This is a genomic window from Pseudomonas sp. GW821-FHT07F01, from assembly GCF_059418825.1.
Window position 1 is genome coordinate 230,798 of the sequence record NZ_JBWKQO010000010.1, and the last position, 18,231, is coordinate 249,028.

Consider the following 18,231-nt stretch of genomic DNA (forward strand, 5'->3'; position numbering starts at 1 on the left):
GAACAGTCCTTCAATCCTGCCTTGGCAACTCGATCACGAAACGGGTCCAGCCCGCTGCCGATTCGCATCGGATCTGCCCGCCGTGGGCACGAATGATCGACTGAGTGATCGCCAGCCCCAACCCCGCATGTTCACTGCTGCCTTCGCGCCGTGCCGGGTCGGCCCGGTAGAAACGGTCGAACAGGCGTGGCAGTACATCCTGGGCGATCCCTTCGCCGGTATTCTCGATGCTCAGGCTCAGGTGCTCGGCACTTTCGTTGATGCGCACCTTGACCGCGCCCCCGGCCGGAGTGAAGCGCAGGGCATTGTCCAGCAGGTTGGACAACGCCCGGCGCAGCATGCTGCGGTCCCCGGCAAAGCCGGCCTGGCCTTCACGGGTCAGTTCGATCTGTGCGTCTTCGGCCAGGGGGCCATAGAACTCCAGCAGCATGTCGGTTTCCTGGGCCAGCTCCAGCGCTTCGCGCCTGGGTGTAAGCAAGCCGTGGTCGGCCTTGGCCAGGTACAGCATGTCGTTGACCAGTTGCGCCATCCATTGCAGCTCCTCCAGGTTGCTGTGCAGGGCTTCGCGATAGTCCTCCAGCGGCCGGGGGCGGGTCAGGGTGACCTGGGTGTGGGTCAGCAGGTTCGACAAAGGGGTGCGCAGTTCGTGGGCGATGTCGGCGGAAAATGCCGAGAGGCGCTGAAACGACTCTTCAAGACGGCCCAGCATGGCGTTGAAGCTGCTGGCCAGTTCCGCCAGCTCGGCGGGCATCTGTTCCTGGGGCAGGCGCTGGGTCAGGGAACTGGCGGAGACCCCGGCGGCCACCGCGCCCATGCGCCGCAACGGGCGCAGGCCACTGCGGGCGGCCCAGGCGCCGAGCAGGGCAGTGGCCAGGGCCGAGAGGCCCACGGTGAGCCAGATCAGGTGTTGCATGCGCTGCAGAAAGTGCTGGTGATGGGTGATGTCGAGGATCAGGGTCAATTGCGGCGAGGCCGCCTGGCCGGGATTCAGCGCTGCTGTGTAGAGACGGTAGGCGGTGCCGGCCTGCTCCAGGCTGCGCAGGCCGGCACCGCCAGGCAGAGAGGCGGGCAGGCCGGGGGCGCTGTCGAACCAGAGCTGGCCATTGGCGTCGCCGACTCGTAGCTGCAGGTCCGGCTGGTGGCTCAGTTCGTCCTGCAGCCTGGCCTGGCGCGGGGGGAAGTCACCGGCCTCGTTGACATCCTGCAAGGCGCTGCGCAGGGCCAGCAGCTTGCCGTCCAGCAGTTGCTGATCCAGTTCGATGAAATGGGCTTCGCTGGCGCGGCTGAACAACACCCCCGCCAACAATGAGACCACTGCGGTGCAGGCGGCGAACAGCAGCGCCAGGCGCCCGCTCAGGGACAGGCGGCGCATCAGGCCTGGCGCTCTTCGAGCACGTAGCCCATGCCGCGTACGGTATGGATCAGTTTGTTCGGGAAATCGTCGTCGATCTTCAGGCGCAGGCGGCGGATGGCTACTTCGATGACGTTGGTATCGCTGTCGAAATTCATGTCCCAGACCTGGGAGGCAATCAGCGACTTGGGCAGGACTTCGCCCTGGCGCCGCAGGAGCATTTCCAGCAGGGCGAATTCCTTGGCGGTCAGGTCGATGCGCTGGCTGCCGCGTTCTACCCGGCGGCGGATCAGGTCCAGGCGCAGGTCTGCCAGTTGCAGGCTGGTTTCCTGGGCCACGGCGCTGCCCCGGCGCAGCAGGCTGCGGACCCGGGCCAGCAGTTCGGAGAAGGCAAAAGGCTTGACCAGGTAGTCGTCGGCCCCCAGTTCCAGGCCGTGCACCCGGTCTTGCACGGCATCCCGGGCGGTGAGGAACAGTACCGGCATCTCCAGCCCGGCGCTGCGCACCGCCTGGAGGATCTGCCAGCCGTCGCGACCCGGCAGCATCACGTCGAGAATCAGCAGAGCGTAGTCGCCGGTCAGGGCCAGGTGCTGGCCGGTGCTGCCGTCGGCCACCAGTTCGGCGTTGAAGCCGGACTCGCTCAGGCCCTGGCGCAGGTAGTGGCCGGTTTTGGGTTGGTCTTCGACGATCAGCAGTTTCATGGTGGGACTCGTGGCGGTTGGAACCCGGGCTTTATACCGTGCAGCAGGCCAGGGCAGTGCAAGCTGACAAAGTTGTAATCTGCATGTCAGCTGGCTGGCAGCGGCAGGGCTCTAGAGTGTGCCACAGGCTGAATCCCGATCTTGTTGGAGTCTGATGATGAGTATGCAAAACCTGTTGTGGCGAAGCCGATCGATCCTGGGGGGCTGCCTGATGCTGTTGAGCGCACCGCTCTGGGCCTCGCCGGCCGGCTCCTACGATTTTGGCCAGCCGGCGCCTGCGGCCAAGGCCACTCGCAGTGTCGAGGTGGTGATGGGGGACATGTCGTTCAATCCCAAGGCCCTGGAGATCAAGGCCGGCGAGACGGTGCGATTCGTGCTGATCAACAAGGGGCAGTTGCTGCACGAGTTCAATCTGGGCAACGCGGCCATGCATGCCGAGCACCAGCAGGAAATGCTCAAGATGCAGCAGAGCGGCATGCTCACCCCGACCGGCATGAAGGCGATGGATCATGGAGCCATGGGCCACGGCTCGATGGCAGGCATGGACCATGGCATGCAGCATGACGATCCCAACAGCGTGCTGGTGGAGCCGGGCAAGCAGGCGGAACTGACCTGGACCTTCAGCAAGAGCGGCAACCTGGAGTTCGCCTGCAACATTCCAGGGCACTACCAGGCCGGGATGGTGGGCAAGCTGACGGTCACCCCATAGGCATCCGGGGCTCAAAGGCGGGAGCAAAGGCTGATAGAATCCGCTGATTCTTCAGTCAGGTTTCCGCCATGCATCCCGCAGCCGAACATTCGCCGCTGGGCAAGTCCAGTGAATACGTCTCCACTTACACCCCGTCCTTGCTGTTCCCGATTCCCCGGGCGGCAAAATGGGCCGAGCTGGGCTTGAGTGCCGATACCCTTCCTTATAAGGGCGTGGACTACTGGAACTGCTTCGAGTTGTCCTGGCTGCTGCCGTCGGGCAAGCCAGTAGTGGCTATCGGTGAGTTCAGCATTCCCGCCGATTCGCCGAACATCATCGAATCCAAGTCGTTCAAGCTGTACCTCAATTCGCTGAACCAGACGCCGTTCGATGATCGGGCGACCCTTGAGGCCACCTTGCGCACTGATCTGTCGGCTGCTGCCGGCAAGCCGGTAGGCGTGCGGATCCGCAGCCTGCAGGAGGTCGAGGCCGAAGGCGTGGTGGCGCTGCCTGGGGTGTGTATCGATGATCTGGATATCAGTGTCGACAGCTATGAGCACCCGCGCCCCGAACTGCTGCGCTGCGATGCTTCGCGCGTGGTGGAGGAGAGCGTGCACAGTCATCTGCTCAAGTCCAACTGCCCGGTAACCAGCCAGCCGGACTGGGGCAGCGTGGTGGTGCAATACCGGGGCGCGGCTCTGGATCACGCCAGCCTGCTGGCCTATCTGGTGAGCTTCCGCCAGCACTCGGACTTTCACGAACAGTGCGTGGAGCGGATCTTTCTCGACCTGCAACGCTTGCTCAAGCCGGAGAGACTCACCGTGTATGCGCGTTATGTGCGCCGCGGTGGGCTGGATATCAACCCTTACCGCAGTACCGAAACCGCGGATTTCGCCAATCACCGGTTGGTACGCCAGTAAAAGCAAAGCCCCGCTCCGAGAGCGGGGCTTTTGCTTTGTGGGGCTGGCTACCGGGGGTTGCTCAGATGCCGATGTTGCCCAGGGTCTGGACGATATTGCGCAGGGTTCCGGCAATCGCCGGGTGTTCCAGTTCGAAGCGTTCTACGGCCAGGTTGACGCCGTCGGCGAGGCTGGCGTCCTGGGTGCCGGTCTCCAGTTTGAGTTGCAGTTCGATCTGCTGCATCAGCTCTTGCAGATTGTTGCGCTCGGCTTCGGAAAGCGGTGGGTTCTGTTCCAATTGCTCGCGCAGGGTGTCGAGTTGTTCTTGCAGTTCGCGGGCAGGCATGGCGTTCTCCCTTTATTGATAGGCACAGGGATGGACCGCGCTGTCGAGTCAAAGGTCCATGCCCACGGCTTAGAGTAATCCACTCCCAGGCGCTGTGCATGATCCTGATCAACAGGCTTATGTCAGGGTTTTTCACCCTTGAGCCGGCGCAGTTCGATGTCCGCCAGGCAGGTGTTCAACTCCCCCAGATGGTCGATGACCGAATGCACCCCCAGGCCGAAGAGCTGCACCGTGGCCTTGCCACGCTTGAATTCCCGTTCCTGCTGGCTCAGGGCCTGCCATTCGCTGGGGGGCATGCCGCACAGGGAGCCGCAAGAGGCCAGGCCGATGGTCCAGAGGCCGGCATTGAGGCCCGACTGCAGCAGTTGGGGTTCGCCGCTGACCAGGACACAGCCGTCGATGCCTTTGACATTGAGCGCCATCAGCGCCTGCCAGCAGGCATCGGGTGCGGGCCAGGGGGCGGGGGAGTGAGGTGCCGGCTTGATCCAGTCCGGCAGGACGGCAGCCAATTGGCGGCTACTGGCGGGGAGCAGCTGCTCCAGCCAGGCGCAGGGGATGCCTTGCTGATGCAGGCGCCGCAGCGTTTCCAGTGCGCCAGGTGTGGCTTGGGCTTGCTCCGGATCAGGTTTGTCCGTGGCTTGCTGGCGCATCCGCGCGCCGAAATCCACCAGGCAGCCACTGAGGCCGAAGAGTACGGCAGTCAATGGGCGGGCGGGTTGCACTGAGGCGTCGGCGTGGGGCATGTCAGCGTCCTTGAAATACCCTTGGAGGCTAGCGGCAGAACATGACATGCAGGTGACAGTACGGTGAATGGCAGCAAGGTTGGCTGAACCCTGACTGAAGACGGTTTGCGGTGATGCTGCCTAAACCGGCATATCCGCTTTATACTCCTGAACTTATCCTCAGGGCATAGCCCCACGAGAGAACAATCGAAGGAGTTTCCTGCTATGCGCTGGAGCCGTTATCTAGTTCCACTATGTATGAGTGCCGGTGTGACGCTGGCTCCCCTGGTTGCCCAGGCGGCCGAAGATGATCCATGGGAAAGCATCAACCGTCCCATCTTCACCTTCAACGATACGCTGGATACTTATGCCCTGAAGCCTCTGGCACAGGGCTATCAGGCCGTCACTCCGCAGTTTCTGGAAGATGGCATCCACAACATGTTTCGCAACATCGGTGATGTCGGCAACCTCGCCAATGACATCCTCCAGGCCAAACCTGGTGCTGCCGGTGTCGACACTGCGCGACTGTTGATGAACACCACCCTGGGCCTGGCGGGCTTCTTTGATGTCGGTACCAAGATGGGCCTGCAGCGCAATGACGAAGACTTCGGCCAGACCCTCGGTCATTGGGGCGTGGGCAGCGGTCCCTACGTGATGCTGCCGTTGCTGGGGCCAAGCACCCTGCGTGATGCGCCGGCCAAGTATGTCGACAGCTACACCGAACCCTACCGCTACATGAATGACATCCCCGCGCGCAACATCACCATGGGGGTGGATGTCGTCGATACCCGTGCCAGCCTGCTCTCGGCGGACAAGCTGATTCGCGGTGACAAATACACCTTCATTCGCAATGCCTACCTGCAGAATCGCGAATTCAAGATCAAGGACGGCAAGGTCGAAGACGACTTCTAGGCTCGACTGTCCTGCACAAACTGAAAAGGCGGCCTGATGGCCGCCTTTTTCATGGGGTGGGGTCTTTACTTCATTTTAAGGATTGTAAGTCCAAGTTTCTGGCCGCCACCTTCTTGTGGGTTGACCCATACCACTTCTGTCTCTGCTTCCAGTCCCCTGAGGGCTGCGTGCTCTGAGTCGATACGTACACTCAACTGATCGCCGACCTGGAACGAACGTGGTGCCTGAACCTGCATGCCGCTGCTGGAAAGATCGATGCAGACCGCTTCGATCACCTGCCCCTGATGGATCAGCGTGACCTCTGCATCCACCCGCATGCGGATGTAATCGCGCTTTTCGCTGTAGTCACGCTGGTTTTGGTTCATGGGTTCCATCCTGCGATTGAGTTGCGGTTTTAGCGGTTTTTATAACTCCCGGTGATTTGCGGTGTAAAGACGTCAGGCGACCATCGGCATGAGCTTGAAACGCCCCGCGGATGGGAGTACCGTCTGCGCCTTAGAAGGGCACCTCTGATGGTCGGGCGTGCAGGGCTCAAGGTCCTGGCCTGGCTTGCAGAGTGGCTAGAAAGCGAATCCAGTAGCGTGCCTCAGGCCCCAGGCCAGAGCACCTACGCCAACCTAATTCTGGCGCCGTTTGCCCACATGCAAAAAACCAGTGCCACGCTGCTGATAATCGATGACGACGAAGTAGTGCGCGCGAGCCTCGCGGCCTATTTGGAAGACAGTGGCTTCAGCGTACTGCAGGCCGCTAACGGCCAGCAGGGTCTTCAGGTATTCGAGCGCGACAACCCCGATCTGGTGATCTGCGATCTGCGCATGCCGCAGATGGGCGGTCTCGAGCTTATCCGTCAAGTGACCGAACTGTCCCCTCAAACCCCGGTGATCGTGGTTTCGGGTGCGGGCGTCATGAACGATGCGGTTGAAGCCCTGCGCCTGGGCGCGGCGGACTACCTGATCAAGCCGCTGGAAGATCTGGCCGTGCTCGAGCACTCGGTGCGCCGCGCCCTGGATCGTGCTCGCCTGTTGCTGGAAAACCAGCGTTACAGAGAGAAGCTTGAAGCCGCCAACCGCGAGCTCGAAGCCAGCCTCAATCTGCTCCAGGAAGACCAGAACGCCGGTCGACAGGTGCAGATGAACATGCTGCCGACCAGCCCCTGGTCGATTGACGAATTCAACTTTGCCCACCAGATCATCCCGTCGTTGTACCTGTCGGGTGATTTTGTCGACTATTTCCGTGTCGACGAGCGCCGGGTGGCCTTCTACCTGGCGGATGTTTCCGGTCATGGTGCGTCGTCGGCCTTTGTCACCGTGCTGTTGAAGTTCATGACCACCCGTTTGCTGTTCGAGTCCAAGCGCAATGGCACCTTGCCGGAGTTCAAGCCTTCGGAAGTGCTAGGCCATATCAACCGTGGCCTGATCAGTTGTAAGCTGGGCAAACACGTCACGATGGTCGGTGGAGTCATCGACGAGGAGACTGGCTTGTTGACCTATAGCATTGGCGGGCACTTGCCGTTGCCGGTGTTGTACACCCCCGACAGTGTGCGTTATCTGGAAGGGCGTGGTTTGCCGGTGGGCCTGTTCAACGAGGCCACCTACGAAGACCACATTCTGGAGCTGCCGCCGGTGTTCAGCCTGACGCTGATGTCCGATGGCATCCTGGACCTTTTGCCCGAGCCTACACTCAAAGAGAAAGAAGCAGCCTTGCCCGAACGGGTGAGGGCAGCGGGCGGCAGCCTGGATGGCTTGCGGCAAGTTTTTGGATTGGCCACGCTAGGGGAGATGCCGGATGATATCGCCCTGTTAGTGTTGAGCAGGAACCTTCAATGAGTACCGGTAGAATCCAGTTCGCCGAGCAGGATGGCACCTTCGTCCTGAAGTTCGTCGGTGAAGTGCGCCTGACCCTGTGTTCGGCGCTGGATGCGACTATTGAGCGGATTTTCACCGCGCTGAATTTTTCGGCGATCGTGATCGATCTGACAGAAACCCGCAGCATCGACAGCACCACCCTGGGCCTGCTGGCCAAGCTCTCGATCCTGTCTCGGCAGAAAGTCGGTCTGTTGCCCACCGTCGTCACCACCCACGAAGACATTACCAGGCTGTTGCAGTCCATGGGCTTCGATCAAGTGTTCAACATCGTCGATCGCCCGATTCCCTGCCCGGAATGCCTGACCGACCTGCCGTCCCAGGACCAGTCGGAAGAAGTGGTACGGGTCAAGGTCCTGGAGGCGCACAAGATCCTCATGGGCCTTAATGACTCCAACCGTGAAGCCTTTCACGATCTGGTGAATGCCCTGGAGCGTCACTGATCGACTGAAACGCGAGCGCACAAAAAAGGGCGAACCTGTGAGGGTTCGCCCTTTTTGCGTTGACGCGAAGCGATCAGAGCTTGGCAGCCAGCAGGGCTTCGAGCTTTTCCTGGTCGCGGGCGAACTGGCGGATGCCTTCAGCCAGCTTTTCGGTGGCCATGGCGTCTTCGTTGGAAGCCCAGCGGAACTGTGCTTCGTTCAGGCTCTGGCGAGCTTCACCGGTCTTGCCCGGGCTCAGCTTGCGTTCCAGCTTGCCGGTGTCGGCGGCCAGCTTCTCAATCAGATCCGGGCTGATGGTCAGGCGATCGCAGCCGGCCAGTTGCTCGATCTGGTTGAGGTTGCGGAAGCTTGCCCCCATGACCACGGTCTTGTAGTCATTGGCCTTGTAGTAGTTGTAGATGCGGGTAACCGACTGCACGCCCGGATCGTCAGCGCCCTGATAGTCGTTGCCGGTAGCCTTCTTGTACCAGTCGTAGATCCGCCCTACGAATGGCGAAATCAGAAACACCCCGGCTTCGGCGCAGGCCACGGCCTGGGCGAAGGAAAACAGCAGGGTGAGGTTGGTCTGGATGCCTTCGCGCTCCAGCTTTTCGGCGGCGCGGATGCCTTCCCAGGTAGAGGCGATCTTGATCAGCACCCGATCACGGCCGATGCCGGCCTTGTCATACAGCTCGATCAGCCGATGGGCGCGCTTGAGCATGGCTTCGGTATCGAACGACAGGCGGGCGTCCACCTCAGTGGAAATACGGCCCGGAATGACCTTGAGAATCTCCTGGCCGACAGCCACGCCGAAACGGTCGCTGGCCAGGCCGACATCGCCTTTGCAGTCGTTGACGCAGGCATTCAGCAGATCGGCATAACCCGGGATGGCCGCAGCCTTGAGCAGCAGCGAAGGGTTGGTGGTGGCATCCACCGGCTTGACCCGGGCGATGGCGTCGAAGTCACCGGTATCGGCCACTACGGTGGTGATTTTCTTCAGTTGTTCCAGCTTGGAAGTCATGAGCGTGCTCTGTCCTATGGGTCTGACGACATTACCCGAGCGCTGTCAGGCGCTCAAGGGCGCGGAATGCTAACTACGGCCCCAAAGTCCGTGACCTGAAAACAGTCGTTTGAATGCTGGGGCACTGTCCAGTAGATACGATGCCAAAAGCCCGGCCAGGTTCAACCCGGCCGACGCTTAACGTCCTTCCAGCAACTGCCCGGCCTGATCCAGCAGGGCCAGCGGATCCTGGGTCTTGTGGATATCCACCGACAACAGCTGGCGGAACTTGCGAGCACCGGGGAAGCCCGTGCCCAGCCCTAGGACATGGCGCGTGATGTGGTGCATGGCGCCACCGGCAGCCAGGTGCTCGGCAATATAGGGGCGCAACCGGGCCAGCGCCTCGGCCCGGGAAATCACCGGCTCAGTGCTGCCAAACAGCTGCTGGTCTACCTCGGCCAGCAGATAGGGGTTGTGATAGGCCTCACGGCCCAGCATCACCCCATCGAAAGTCTGCAGATGTTCATGACAGGCCTCGAGGGTCTTGATCCCACCGTTGAGGATGATTTCCAACTGTGGGAAATCCGCCTTCAATTGCGCCGCCACGTCGTAGCGCAGCGGGGGAATGTCCCGGTTCTCCTTGGGCGAGAGGCCTTCGAGAATGGCGATTCGTGCGTGCACGGTAAAGCTGCTGCATCCGGCTTCCATGACCTGGCCGACGAAATCGCATAGCTCGGCATAACTATCGCGCCCGTTGATACCGATCCGATGCTTGACCGTCACGGGAATCGACACCGCATCTCGCATGGCTTTCACGCAATCGGCCACCAGCGCCGGATGGCCCATCAGGCAGGCACCGATCATGTTGTTCTGCACCCGGTCGCTGGGGCAACCGACGTTGAGGTTGACCTCATCGTAGCCATGCTCCTGGGCCATGCGCGCGCACGCCGCGAGATCCGCCGGCGTGCTGCCCCCCAGTTGCAACGCCAGAGGGTGCTCGGACGGGTGGTAGCGCAGGAAGCGCTCGTGATCACCATTGAGCAGCGCACCCGTGGTGACCATTTCGGTGTAGAGCAAGGTGTGCTTGGACAGTAGGCGCAGGAAGAATCGGCAGTGACGGTCCGTCCAATCCATCATCGGCGCTACACTGAAACGCCGGGAAGGTTCTGAACGGGAAGGGCTTGAAGCGGTAAAGGGCATGGGATGTTTGTCGCTTTGCGGGGCAACCGCCTGTGGTCATGGCGGTTGTCGGGGTGACGAATTGGCGCAGTTTATCAGGAAGTGCCACGCCGACGTTGTGCTCTGAGCCATTGCCGGACTAGCGAGGTTGTCCGAGTATCCGTCCCAGCTGCGCCAGCCAGTGGTAGCCCACCACGAAACTGAAACGTAGCCAGACACCTGCACAGATGCTCCAGGAGAGGATCCGGGGATAGTCTTCACGAAAAAACTTGCCATAGAAGCGGATCATGCCCCGGTGCTTGTGCCATTCGACGAACACCGGGCGGGTGCGGCTGCAGGCGCCCCAGGCGTGAAAGATCCTGGCCTGGGGTACGAAGCAGACTTTCCAGCCTTCCTGGCGAAAGCGCATGCACAGGTCCAGGTCCTCGCAGTGCAGGAAGTAGCCTTCGTCCCAGCCGCCGACGCTGTCCAGGGCTTTGCGCTTGACCAGCATGCAGGCGCCGGAAATGGCTTCTACCTGCGTCGGACGGCTGGGCAGGGGCTCGCGGTGCAGAAGAAAGTCGGAAAACAGTCGCGGCGAGAGCCAGGCCAGGCCCGACAGGTTGAGGGCGCGTACTATTGCCCGCCGTGGAGTGGGGAAGACTCGACGTCCACCGGGCTGTTCGCTGCCGTCGAAGTTGCACAACAGGCCACCTGCCATGCCCAGATCGTGGGTGTGGCGCAGGGCGTCGATCATTCCTTGCAAGGCGCCCGGTTGCAATACGGTGTCGGGGTTGAGGAACAGGATGTGTGGCTGCTCGCAGTGACTGGCGCCTAGGTTGCAGGCCGCGGCGAAGCCGGTGTTGCTTGGGTTGCGCAGGATGAGCAGGCGTTCATCGGCAGCGAACCGGGTGGCAACCTGTTCCAGGCTGCCGTCATGGGAGGCATTGTCCACCAGCACCAGCCGGTTGATGTCCTGGGCCAGCACCGAGATCACGCAGTCCTCCAGCAGAAGGCCGGCGTTGTAGTTGACCACCACCACATCACAGGAACGCGGCATGGGCCCCCTCGAAGCGTTTTGCCCAGGAGTTGGCTTCGCGGAACTTCAGGGTCTCGGCCAGGGGCTCGGTAAACGTCAGCGCCTGGTGGATGACTCGGGAGATGTCGTCGAGGCTGTCGCTGAGAAACACTCCCGGAAGATGGCGCCTGGTGCCCATTTCGCCGAATGCGGTGCTGACCACTGGCAAGCCCAGGGCCCGGTACTCGTAGTATTTGATCGGGTCGACGTAGCGGGTGATGTCGTTGCACTTGAACGGGATCAGGCCGACATCGAACTCGGCCATGGCTTGCAGCGCGGCCTCGTGGGACAGCGCCGGCAAGCACCGGATATTGTCCGGCAGTGCCCTGGGCGAAGGTCCGTGCTGGGGGCCGATCAGGCGTACCTCGGCCCCGGGAAAGGCCACGGCCAGGGCAAGCACGAATTCCCAGTCGAACCACTTGGCGAGGGTGCCGATGTAGCCGAACACCGGCCGTGTTCCATGTGCTGCGCGCCGGGACAGGGGCAGGGCAGGCAGGCGTTCGCTGGCGCAACCATTGAGCAGCAGCCGGGTATCGACCTGTTGCCGTTGCCAGTAGCGCTGCAAAGTCGTGCAAGAGGCCAGGGCGGTGACCACAGCCCGGGCGGTCTGGTGTTGGCGCCGGTGCATGGCACGGCGCGACCAGCCGCGATAGAACGCCGGTACGTTGTCCATGACGTCATAGAAACTGCCGGCGAAGATCGGTTCCTGCAGCAGTTGCAGGGCCAGCCTCGAGGGTTTGCCGATGCCGAGTTGGGTCGGTGCCTGGGCAAAATGGCGGATCTGTTGCTTGAGCTCCTGCCAGAACAGGCGATTGACCCAGCCCGAGCCGGGCAGGGGCTCTATGGGCAGGGCCCGGGGCCTGGCCAGGGTCAGCCAGTCCGGCACGGCGACGGTCGGGCCCTGGTATGGCGGGCGGGTTAGCAAGTCGGCCAGTACCGGCAAGCGCGTGGGATAGGGTTCGACCCACAGCACGGGGGCCTGGGTGGCCGCATGGAACTGGCGCACCAGTTCATGGGGGCGCTGCGCGAAGCTGTGCCAGCTGACCGGTGACAGATAGACCAGCCTCATGATGGCTCCCTGGCGGTGTGGGGAGTCCAGGGTCGGCCCCATTTCGCCTCGTACAGGGCCTTGTTGCGCTCAAACAGTTGTTGGCGCTGGCTGCCGGGCATCTGGCTGAACGAGGCAGAAAGATGGTGATGAATGAACACGTCTTCGGCAAAGGCGCAGGACAGCCCTGCTTGTTCGACTCGGCGGCAATAGTCGTCGTCTTCGAAAAAGCCCAGACCGAAGGCTTCATCCAGGGGCCCGACGCGCTCATAGGTCGACCTGGGCATCATGACCGCGAAGAAACCGAGGGTGGCGCAGGGCACCACTCGGCCGGCATGGCGCCAGGTGTATTGGCGGGCGCGGCCAGGCATGTCCTCGAGGCAGCGGTAGCTGATCTCGATCTTCGCTTCGTTGCCGATGTTGTTGGTTACCGGTCCGATCAGGCCGAGCCCCGGGTTGCGTTGCAGGTGGCGGCGCAGGGTCTGCGCCCAGCCAGTGGTGACCTCGGTGTCGTTGTTGAGCAAGACCAGGAACTCGCCCCGAGCCCGGGCCAGGCCCTGATTGTTGGCCGCGGAGAAACCCAGGTTGCCGGGGTTGAGGATGAGCGAGTGAGCGCTGTCGCTGGCCCACTGCCGAAGGAATTCGACGCTGCCGTCGGTGGAGGCATTGTCGACGACAATGATCTCCAGATTGCGGCCCAGAGCATCGGCGGCCAGGCTGGCCAGGCAGGCGCGGGTGAATGCCAGGTTGTTGTAGGTCACTACTATCACGCTGATCAGGGGCCCGGTTTGCTCGCCTTCAACCAGGGCCTTCAACTGTTCTACCCGGTGCTCCCAAGTCTGTTGTGCGGCGAATTCCTGGCGCTGGCGGGAAGTGCTGTCGCAGGCAGGTTCCTGCAACGCCTGGGCGATGGCTTCGATAAAGGAGGGGGTATCCCTGGCAATGGATACCTGCTGGCCGAACTCCTGCAGCTCGGGCAGATCCACCGCCACCACCGGCTTGCCGGCACTCAGGTATTCGTAGACCTTGACCGGGTTGGTGGCCAGGGTCAGTGCCTCGATGCGAAACGGCAGGATGCAGACATCGAAGGCCTGCAGGTAGGCGGACAGCTGTGCGTAGGGGATTTCACCGGCCAGCCTGACGTTGGCATGGCGCTGCAGGCGCGCACCAACCCGCCCGGTATCTGCGCCTATCAGCAGGATCGTGCAGTGCCTGAAGGCTTCGGCGATAGCGGCCAGCAGATCCACATCGAACCACTGGGCGAGCGCGCCGTAGTAGCCGATCACGGGACGGCCTTGCGGGTCTTGATAACACTGGGCCGGGGGCTTGGAAAAATAGGTGAAGTCGGCGGCATTGCGCAATACGGTGCGTTGCCCGGTGCTTGCAGGCGGGCAGTGCCGACTCCAGTGGCGTTCCAGCCACGCCGAGGCAAACAGCGTGATATCGGCCTCGCGCAGCAGCTCATGCTCCAGTTGCAGGAGGTCAGGGGCGTTGTTGCCGAAGCCCTGATGGTTGTCCATGCAGTCATAGACCAGGCGGCTGGCCGGCAGCGCCCCGGCCACGGGGGCCCAGAACGGGTGCTGGACCAGGGAGATCACCTGGCTCGAATGGGCCCAGCTCAATAACTCGCCGATGCTGCGACGCAACTGCTGGACCACGGCCTCTTGCGGGGCAGCGTGGTAGAGGAGCGGGGCTGTGCGTGCAAACAGCCGCACTTCGAACAGCCGCCCTCGGTCATCCAGCGGGCGCAAGGTAAAACCGTCGCGAGCGTCGTCCTCCAGGCTGGCCGAGACATAGAAAACCCGGCGTTCGCTGGTGCTCAAGCCGCGGGCCAGGTGCTGGGGACGCTGCTGGCGGAAATCCCAGTCGATGGCACCCCAGACCACGTAATCCGGCCATTGCGGGTCGGCCGCCGGTAGCACGCTACAAGCGGGTACGAAACTCTTGGCGGCCCGCTGATGCCGACGCAGGGCCCGCCAGCCAGGTCCCAGCACGCCGTGATACAGGCGCTGGATCAAGGCTTTCAGCAGGTAAGGCAGCGGCAGGCGGTGATAGACGCGGCGCCAGCGCTGGAACAGGGCGGTGCTCATTGCCGCGCCCCGGATACAGAGCGAGTCAAGGCACGGACTCCGACTGTTTCGGGGTCGCGGCAACGATCACGAAATCGCTGTTCAGGGTGCCCGACTCGATCAGCCCGTCTTCGATGTCGAACAGCATCCGCAGCACCCGCATCGCCTGGGGATCATCGGCCTTGAAATTGCCGGCGATGCCATGCAGCAGAAATTGCAGCAGGGTGCCGCCGCAGGTGTTGAGGGCCTGGATCTGGAAGTGCTGTTCCACCACCTTGAGGATGTCCTGGGAGCGCACCGCCTCGGACGGATCAACCTTCACCACCTCTTGTGGATCAGGGAGCGGTACGTTGTTCTGCACCTGACCGTAGGAACCCTGGACGAAAGAGCGGCGCATGGCCGGGGGAATCAGGGCGAAGGCATGGCTGATGGCTGCGCACTGGGCCTGGTCAAAGGCAAAGTGATTGGCGCCGACATACTCGTTGAAGAACAGCCAGCCGTCCGCCTTCAAGGCCTGGCGGACATTGGCGCAGACCTTTTCCAATTGGCGAATGTGATGCAGTGAACCGTTGAACCAGACGGCGTCGTAATGAGCGCTGGGCAGTTGCACCCGCTCGACGTCGGTAAGGCTGTAGTGCAGGGTCCGGGCCCCCAGCGCCGCCGCTTCTGCCCGGGCGGTGTCCAGCGCCGCCGGGGCGATATCCACGGCGTCGCAGTCCTGGAAGGCCTGGAGTTTGTAGAGCTCGCGTTCCAGGGTACCGGTGCCGCAGCCGATGCTCAGCATACGCGGCACCGGTAACCGGCCCGCCAGAAAGGTGTTCAGGCAATAGGGTACCCAGTGAGCATGACCGCTGCTGGCCGTGGCCTTTTGCTGATGGCGTTGTTGCACCGCAGGCACTGCCAGCCAGTAGACATCCGCAGAAAACGCATCCGAGCCGGCCTGGTTCTGTGACCAGTGCTCGGCGGTCTGCGCCTTGCGCTGCTCCTCGCTCATGTCGTCCGGGGGAACATGGGCTGCGACTGCCCGACCACTGAGCTGTTGAATTATTTTTTTCAGCACGTTCGGCATCTTCCTTGTGGGTGTATCGGGCTGCAGATTCAGTCGGTGAGCTTCATTCCCGTGGCGTCGGCGTTCGCTCTGCGGCGTGCTTGACGATGGGGTTGCCAGGGCCCCCACTTGCTTTCGAAGTAGGCCTGGTTCTTGTCCCATAACCGCTGGTATTCGCCGCTGGCGATAAGGGCCTTGAACGAGGCCTGGCCGTAGTGGTGGATGTAGCTATCCTCGGCGCATACGGTGCGCAAGCCGGCGGCCTGGACTCGCCGGCTGTAGTCGTCGTCTTCGAACATGCCGATGCCAAAGGCTTCATCCAGCCAGCCCACCTGATCCAGCACTTCGCGGCGCATCGCTACGCAAAACATGGCCAGCATCGGGATGTCGAAGCAGCGCCCGCGGTACTGGCTGGCGCGCCGGTCGGCGAAGTCCTCCATGTCGTCGAGGTCCTGGTAGTCGATGCTGACCCGGGCCTCGTTGCCCACCGCATTGGTGGTCGGCCCCACCAACCCCACCTCCGGGTCGTCGAGGTGGCGCAGCAGGGGCGCGAGCCAGCCCTTGGGCACCACGGTGTCGTTGTTGAGCAGGACCAGGTAGTGGCCCTGCGCAAGGCGCAGGCCCTGGTTGTTGGCGGCGGCGAAACCCAGGTTCTGTTCGTTGAGCACGATGCTCACATTGGGTTCGCTGCGGGCCAGGTAGCGCAGGTAGTTGCGGGTGGAGTCCTGCGAGGCGTTGTCGACGATGATCAGTTGCAGGTTCGGGTAGGCGCAATTGCGCAGCAGGCTGTCGATGCAGCCGCGGGTCAGCTGCACATTGTTGTAGGTGACGATGATTACCGAGACCTTCGGAAACAGTTCGACCAGCGCATCGCGCGTGTCTTCGAAGCGTTGCCGCCAATCGTTTTCCCGGGCCAGTGCCAGCCGTTGGTCCCAGCGCTGCAGATCGGTTTCCCCGAGGGCTGTTTCGATCTGCGTGACAAAGGCAGACGGCCCGTCGGCGAAATACAGGTAAGGCTCGTAGATCTGCATCTCCAGCAGCGGCACTGCGACCACGGGTTTGCCGGCGCTGATGAACTCGTAGAACTTCACCGGATCCACCGCGTGGGTCAGGTTGTAGAGGCGAAAAGGAATGATGCAGACATCGAAGTGGTACAGGTATTGCGGCATCTGCGCGTAAGGCTTGCGGCCCAGCAGGTGGACATTGGGCAAGCGGTCGAGGCCGGCCAGGTCACGGACGAACACATCGCCAATGAGCACCAGATTCCACTCTGGTCGTTGCCGGGCGATGGCCGCCACCAGCTCAAAATCGACCCATTCGGCCAGGGCACCATAGAAGCCGATGATCGGGCCTTGAAGCTCCTCCAGCAGAGTATTGGGTGTACAGCATCGGGCAAAGAAGTCGAAGTCCACCCCGTTTCTAACCAACTGGCAGCGACGGCTGGTACTGGCCCATTTGTCGTACAGCACGGAGGCGGTGACGGTTACCAGATCGGCCTGCTTCACCAGTACCTGTTCCTGGTCCAGCAAGGGCTGACCGATGTTCGGGAAGTCCTGCCATTCGTCCATGCAGTCGTATTGCACGGGCCAGCCGTATGCCTTGCGCAGGTGCAGGGCCAGGCGCGTCCAATAGGGCAGGTGAACCACCGACACCGCCGTCTTGATCCGGTAGTCGCTCACCAGGGCCTGCAACGCCTCGGCATTGGCGCGCAGGTTGCCTTCGGTGATCCAGGTGGCGTAGTAGTCCTGCCGTGCAAGCCCGCGCAGGGTGACTTCGAAGACCCCGGGAGCGACTGGGTGCACCGCATAGGGCCGCTCTGCTGTGGGTAGCGGCGAAAGGATTATGTAGAACACCCGATAACCCTGGATAGCGAACTGCGTCATCAGTTGCTGTGGTCGCTGGAACCTGGCGGACCAGTCGATATTGGCAAAGCACAGCAGGTCAAAATGCTGAGCAGCAGAGCCGGGTGCTGAGTCCTCCACGATATCGGGCTCCAAGGGGGTGGAAGCTGGCAGAGGCTGGACGAGAGAGGGCAGGTGAGTCGGGTACTCGCTCTCGTCGTTGATCACCCCGTGCCGCAGCAGTTGCATCAGCATGCGCAGGGGGCGGGTCAGGCGCCAGGAACGCGAGCGCCGCATATGTTCGATATGCGCCAGGGCGGCATCGCGCTGAAGGATGGCCTGTGCGTGCTCGAGCCGCAGCCGGGTCGACTCCTGCTCCTGCGAGTGGGACTTAGTCATGAGCGGGCTCATAGTTGTGCAGTGGGCTCTGGTCGCCACTGGGCCACATTGAGCTGAGGCAGCCGGGCCGGTAGAAGGTCACGGTCATGCTGCGCCGTGAAGTCCGGCAATTGGCTACCACCTGCGTCACCGCATGCCAGGAGTTCTCGGCGCGTACCAGTACTGCCGATGTGCCCACCAGGGGCGGGATCACCGCGACCACATCCGTGGGGTCGGCAGAGCCCAGGATATTCAGGCAGCCACCGTCCTCGATGTTCCAGGAATCGTTGAAGTACAGGATATGGGTCACCAGCTTGTCGCCCAGGTCCGGGTGCGGGCCGAGGCAGGCCTGCGGCCCGTAGTGGAAGACATTGACCTCCATGGGAGCGTTTCTGAGGTCCATGTCGGTGAGCGTCGACAGCGCCAGGCGATAGTCCGGTGCGGTCAACTCGCTGGCCAGCCTGCGCCAGGCCGGGCTCAGGTGCTGCTCGTGGATAATGCGCCCGGTGCCCATTTCCACCAGTTGCCGCGCCTGGTACTCGTAGTCCTTTTCTCCGCCATAGCCGGACACCGTCTTGAAGGAGTCACGGGGATAGGTCGCTACCAGGGCCGCGGCGTCCGCGGGCGAATACAGTTCGGTGATCCGCCCCCAGCGAAAGGGCTGAGTGTGCAAGGGGGCTCTGGTCAGCATTGGCAGATTCAGCATCG

18 protein-coding genes are annotated in these 18,231 nt (G+C 62.3%); 5 read left to right on the top strand and 13 right to left on the bottom strand.

Annotated features, from left to right (window positions below):
- Positions 1–10: 10 nt before the first annotated feature.
- Together AC07R1_RS30995 and AC07R1_RS31000 are read right to left on the bottom strand one after the other, a co-directional pair.
- Positions 11–1,372, bottom strand: a complete 1,362-nt coding sequence (locus tag AC07R1_RS30995) for a heavy metal sensor histidine kinase (protein ID WP_174395721.1) — start codon at positions 1,370–1,372, stop codon at positions 11–13.
- Positions 1,372–2,052: a heavy metal response regulator transcription factor gene (locus AC07R1_RS31000; RefSeq protein WP_495111257.1), complete on the bottom strand. Its 681-nt coding sequence runs from the start codon at positions 2,050–2,052 to the stop codon at positions 1,372–1,374. The genes AC07R1_RS30995 and AC07R1_RS31000 overlap by 1 nt, the downstream gene beginning before the upstream one ends.
- 157 nt (positions 2,053–2,209) lie before the next feature.
- Here AC07R1_RS31000 and copI point away from each other — a divergent pair, with 157 nt between their 5' ends.
- Both copI and queF read left to right on the top strand, forming a co-directional pair.
- Positions 2,210–2,761: a copper-resistant cuproprotein CopI gene (gene copI, locus AC07R1_RS31005; RefSeq protein WP_019093682.1), complete on the top strand. Its 552-nt coding sequence runs from the start codon at positions 2,210–2,212 to the stop codon at positions 2,759–2,761.
- 68 nt (positions 2,762–2,829) lie between these two features.
- Positions 2,830–3,660, top strand: a complete 831-nt coding sequence (gene queF / locus AC07R1_RS31010) for an NADPH-dependent 7-cyano-7-deazaguanine reductase QueF (RefSeq protein ID WP_011060287.1) — start codon at positions 2,830–2,832, stop codon at positions 3,658–3,660.
- 61 nt (positions 3,661–3,721) lie between these two features.
- Here queF and AC07R1_RS31015 read toward each other — a convergent pair whose 3' ends face one another.
- Complete coding sequence (locus AC07R1_RS31015) at positions 3,722–3,985, bottom strand: DUF4404 family protein (RefSeq protein WP_011060288.1); 264 nt, start codon at positions 3,983–3,985, stop codon at positions 3,722–3,724.
- Between the two features lie 122 nt (positions 3,986–4,107).
- Positions 4,108–4,728, bottom strand: a complete 621-nt coding sequence (pcrP, locus tag AC07R1_RS31020; RefSeq protein ID WP_495111258.1) for an HAD superfamily inactivated hydrolase PcrP — start codon at positions 4,726–4,728, stop codon at positions 4,108–4,110.
- A gap of 204 nt (positions 4,729–4,932) precedes the next feature.
- On the opposite strand from pcrP, the gene AC07R1_RS31025 reads away from it, so the two are divergent.
- Positions 4,933–5,619, top strand: coding sequence for an MlaA family lipoprotein (locus AC07R1_RS31025; RefSeq protein ID WP_011060290.1), 687 nt, complete (start codon positions 4,933–4,935; stop codon positions 5,617–5,619).
- A gap of 65 nt (positions 5,620–5,684) precedes the next feature.
- Here the strand turns inward: AC07R1_RS31025 and AC07R1_RS31030 are convergent, their stop codons facing one another.
- Positions 5,685–5,984 carry a PilZ domain-containing protein gene (locus AC07R1_RS31030; protein ID WP_011060291.1) on the bottom strand — a complete coding sequence of 100 codons (300 nt, stop codon included), beginning with the start codon at positions 5,982–5,984 and terminating at the stop codon, positions 5,685–5,687.
- A gap of 276 nt (positions 5,985–6,260) precedes the next feature.
- On the opposite strand from AC07R1_RS31030, the gene rssB reads away from it, so the two are divergent.
- Positions 6,261–7,445, top strand: coding sequence for a two-component system response regulator RssB (rssB, locus tag AC07R1_RS31035; protein WP_026020041.1), 1,185 nt, complete (start codon positions 6,261–6,263; stop codon positions 7,443–7,445).
- The gene (gene rssC / locus AC07R1_RS31040) at positions 7,442–7,924 is read left to right on the top strand and encodes an anti-sigma factor antagonist RssC (protein ID WP_003218919.1); all 483 of its coding nucleotides are present in this window, start codon (positions 7,442–7,444) and stop codon (positions 7,922–7,924) included. Before rssB ends, rssC begins: the two co-directional genes overlap by 4 nt.
- Positions 7,925–7,997: 73 nt before the next feature.
- Here the strand turns inward: rssC and tal are convergent, their stop codons facing one another.
- From tal to AC07R1_RS31080, 8 genes are all read right to left on the bottom strand, one after another.
- The gene (tal, locus tag AC07R1_RS31045; RefSeq protein WP_011060293.1) at positions 7,998–8,924 is read right to left on the bottom strand and encodes a transaldolase; all 927 of its coding nucleotides are present in this window, start codon (positions 8,922–8,924) and stop codon (positions 7,998–8,000) included.
- A gap of 177 nt (positions 8,925–9,101) precedes the next feature.
- On the bottom strand, positions 9,102–10,103 hold the full coding sequence (dusA, locus tag AC07R1_RS31050; protein WP_047285009.1) for a tRNA dihydrouridine(20/20a) synthase DusA: 1,002 nt from the start codon (positions 10,101–10,103) through the stop codon (positions 9,102–9,104).
- A 118-nt stretch (positions 10,104–10,221) separates the two neighbouring features.
- Positions 10,222–11,121, bottom strand: coding sequence for a glycosyltransferase family 2 protein (locus AC07R1_RS31055; protein WP_495111259.1), 900 nt, complete (start codon positions 11,119–11,121; stop codon positions 10,222–10,224).
- Positions 11,105–12,208 (bottom strand): glycosyltransferase family protein, encoded by a 1,104-nt coding sequence (locus AC07R1_RS31060; RefSeq protein WP_019095056.1) that lies wholly within the window; start codon positions 12,206–12,208, stop codon positions 11,105–11,107. Before AC07R1_RS31060 ends, AC07R1_RS31055 begins: the two co-directional genes overlap by 17 nt.
- Positions 12,205–14,277 (bottom strand): glycosyltransferase, encoded by a 2,073-nt coding sequence (locus tag AC07R1_RS31065; RefSeq protein ID WP_495111260.1) that lies wholly within the window; start codon positions 14,275–14,277, stop codon positions 12,205–12,207. Before AC07R1_RS31065 ends, AC07R1_RS31060 begins: the two co-directional genes overlap by 4 nt.
- Positions 14,278–14,302: 25 nt before the next feature.
- The gene (locus AC07R1_RS31070) at positions 14,303–15,325 is read right to left on the bottom strand and encodes a class I SAM-dependent methyltransferase (RefSeq protein ID WP_401335947.1); all 1,023 of its coding nucleotides are present in this window, start codon (positions 15,323–15,325) and stop codon (positions 14,303–14,305) included.
- Between the two features lie 29 nt (positions 15,326–15,354).
- Positions 15,355–17,544, bottom strand: coding sequence for a glycosyltransferase (locus tag AC07R1_RS31075; protein ID WP_495111261.1), 2,190 nt, complete (start codon positions 17,542–17,544; stop codon positions 15,355–15,357).
- Complete coding sequence (locus AC07R1_RS31080; protein WP_404673308.1) at positions 17,537–18,229, bottom strand: 2OG-Fe(II) oxygenase family protein; 693 nt, start codon at positions 18,227–18,229, stop codon at positions 17,537–17,539. Before AC07R1_RS31080 ends, AC07R1_RS31075 begins: the two co-directional genes overlap by 8 nt.
- Positions 18,230–18,231: the final 2 nt, after the last annotated feature.

What these genes read in the sequence shown, in the direction of transcription:
- AC07R1_RS30995 (WP_174395721.1), bottom strand. Translation starts at nt 1,372, where the DNA reads ATGCGCCGCCTGTCCCTGAGCGGGCGCCTGGCGCTGCTGTTCGCCGCC.
- AC07R1_RS31000 (WP_495111257.1), bottom strand. Translation starts at nt 2,052, where the DNA reads ATGAAACTGCTGATCGTCGAAGACCAACCCAAAACCGGCCACTACCTG.
- copI (WP_019093682.1), top strand. Translation starts at nt 2,210, where the DNA reads ATGAGTATGCAAAACCTGTTGTGGCGAAGCCGATCGATCCTGGGGGGC.
- queF (WP_011060287.1), top strand. Translation starts at nt 2,830, where the DNA reads ATGCATCCCGCAGCCGAACATTCGCCGCTGGGCAAGTCCAGTGAATAC.
- AC07R1_RS31015 (WP_011060288.1), bottom strand. Translation starts at nt 3,985, where the DNA reads ATGCCTGCCCGCGAACTGCAAGAACAACTCGACACCCTGCGCGAGCAA.
- pcrP (WP_495111258.1), bottom strand. Translation starts at nt 4,728, where the DNA reads ATGCCCCACGCCGACGCCTCAGTGCAACCCGCCCGCCCATTGACTGCC.
- AC07R1_RS31025 (WP_011060290.1), top strand. Translation starts at nt 4,933, where the DNA reads ATGCGCTGGAGCCGTTATCTAGTTCCACTATGTATGAGTGCCGGTGTG.
- AC07R1_RS31030 (WP_011060291.1), bottom strand. Translation starts at nt 5,984, where the DNA reads ATGAACCAAAACCAGCGTGACTACAGCGAAAAGCGCGATTACATCCGC.
- rssB (WP_026020041.1), top strand. Translation starts at nt 6,261, where the DNA reads ATGCAAAAAACCAGTGCCACGCTGCTGATAATCGATGACGACGAAGTA.
- rssC (WP_003218919.1), top strand. Translation starts at nt 7,442, where the DNA reads ATGAGTACCGGTAGAATCCAGTTCGCCGAGCAGGATGGCACCTTCGTC.
- tal (WP_011060293.1), bottom strand. Translation starts at nt 8,924, where the DNA reads ATGACTTCCAAGCTGGAACAACTGAAGAAAATCACCACCGTAGTGGCC.
- dusA (WP_047285009.1), bottom strand. Translation starts at nt 10,103, where the DNA reads ATGCCCTTTACCGCTTCAAGCCCTTCCCGTTCAGAACCTTCCCGGCGT.
- AC07R1_RS31055 (WP_495111259.1), bottom strand. Translation starts at nt 11,121, where the DNA reads ATGCCGCGTTCCTGTGATGTGGTGGTGGTCAACTACAACGCCGGCCTT.
- AC07R1_RS31060 (WP_019095056.1), bottom strand. Translation starts at nt 12,208, where the DNA reads ATGAGGCTGGTCTATCTGTCACCGGTCAGCTGGCACAGCTTCGCGCAG.
- AC07R1_RS31065 (WP_495111260.1), bottom strand. Translation starts at nt 14,277, where the DNA reads ATGAGCACCGCCCTGTTCCAGCGCTGGCGCCGCGTCTATCACCGCCTG.
- AC07R1_RS31070 (WP_401335947.1), bottom strand. Translation starts at nt 15,325, where the DNA reads ATGCCGAACGTGCTGAAAAAAATAATTCAACAGCTCAGTGGTCGGGCA.
- AC07R1_RS31075 (WP_495111261.1), bottom strand. Translation starts at nt 17,544, where the DNA reads ATGACTAAGTCCCACTCGCAGGAGCAGGAGTCGACCCGGCTGCGGCTC.
- AC07R1_RS31080 (WP_404673308.1), bottom strand. Translation starts at nt 18,229, where the DNA reads ATGCTGAATCTGCCAATGCTGACCAGAGCCCCCTTGCACACTCAGCCC.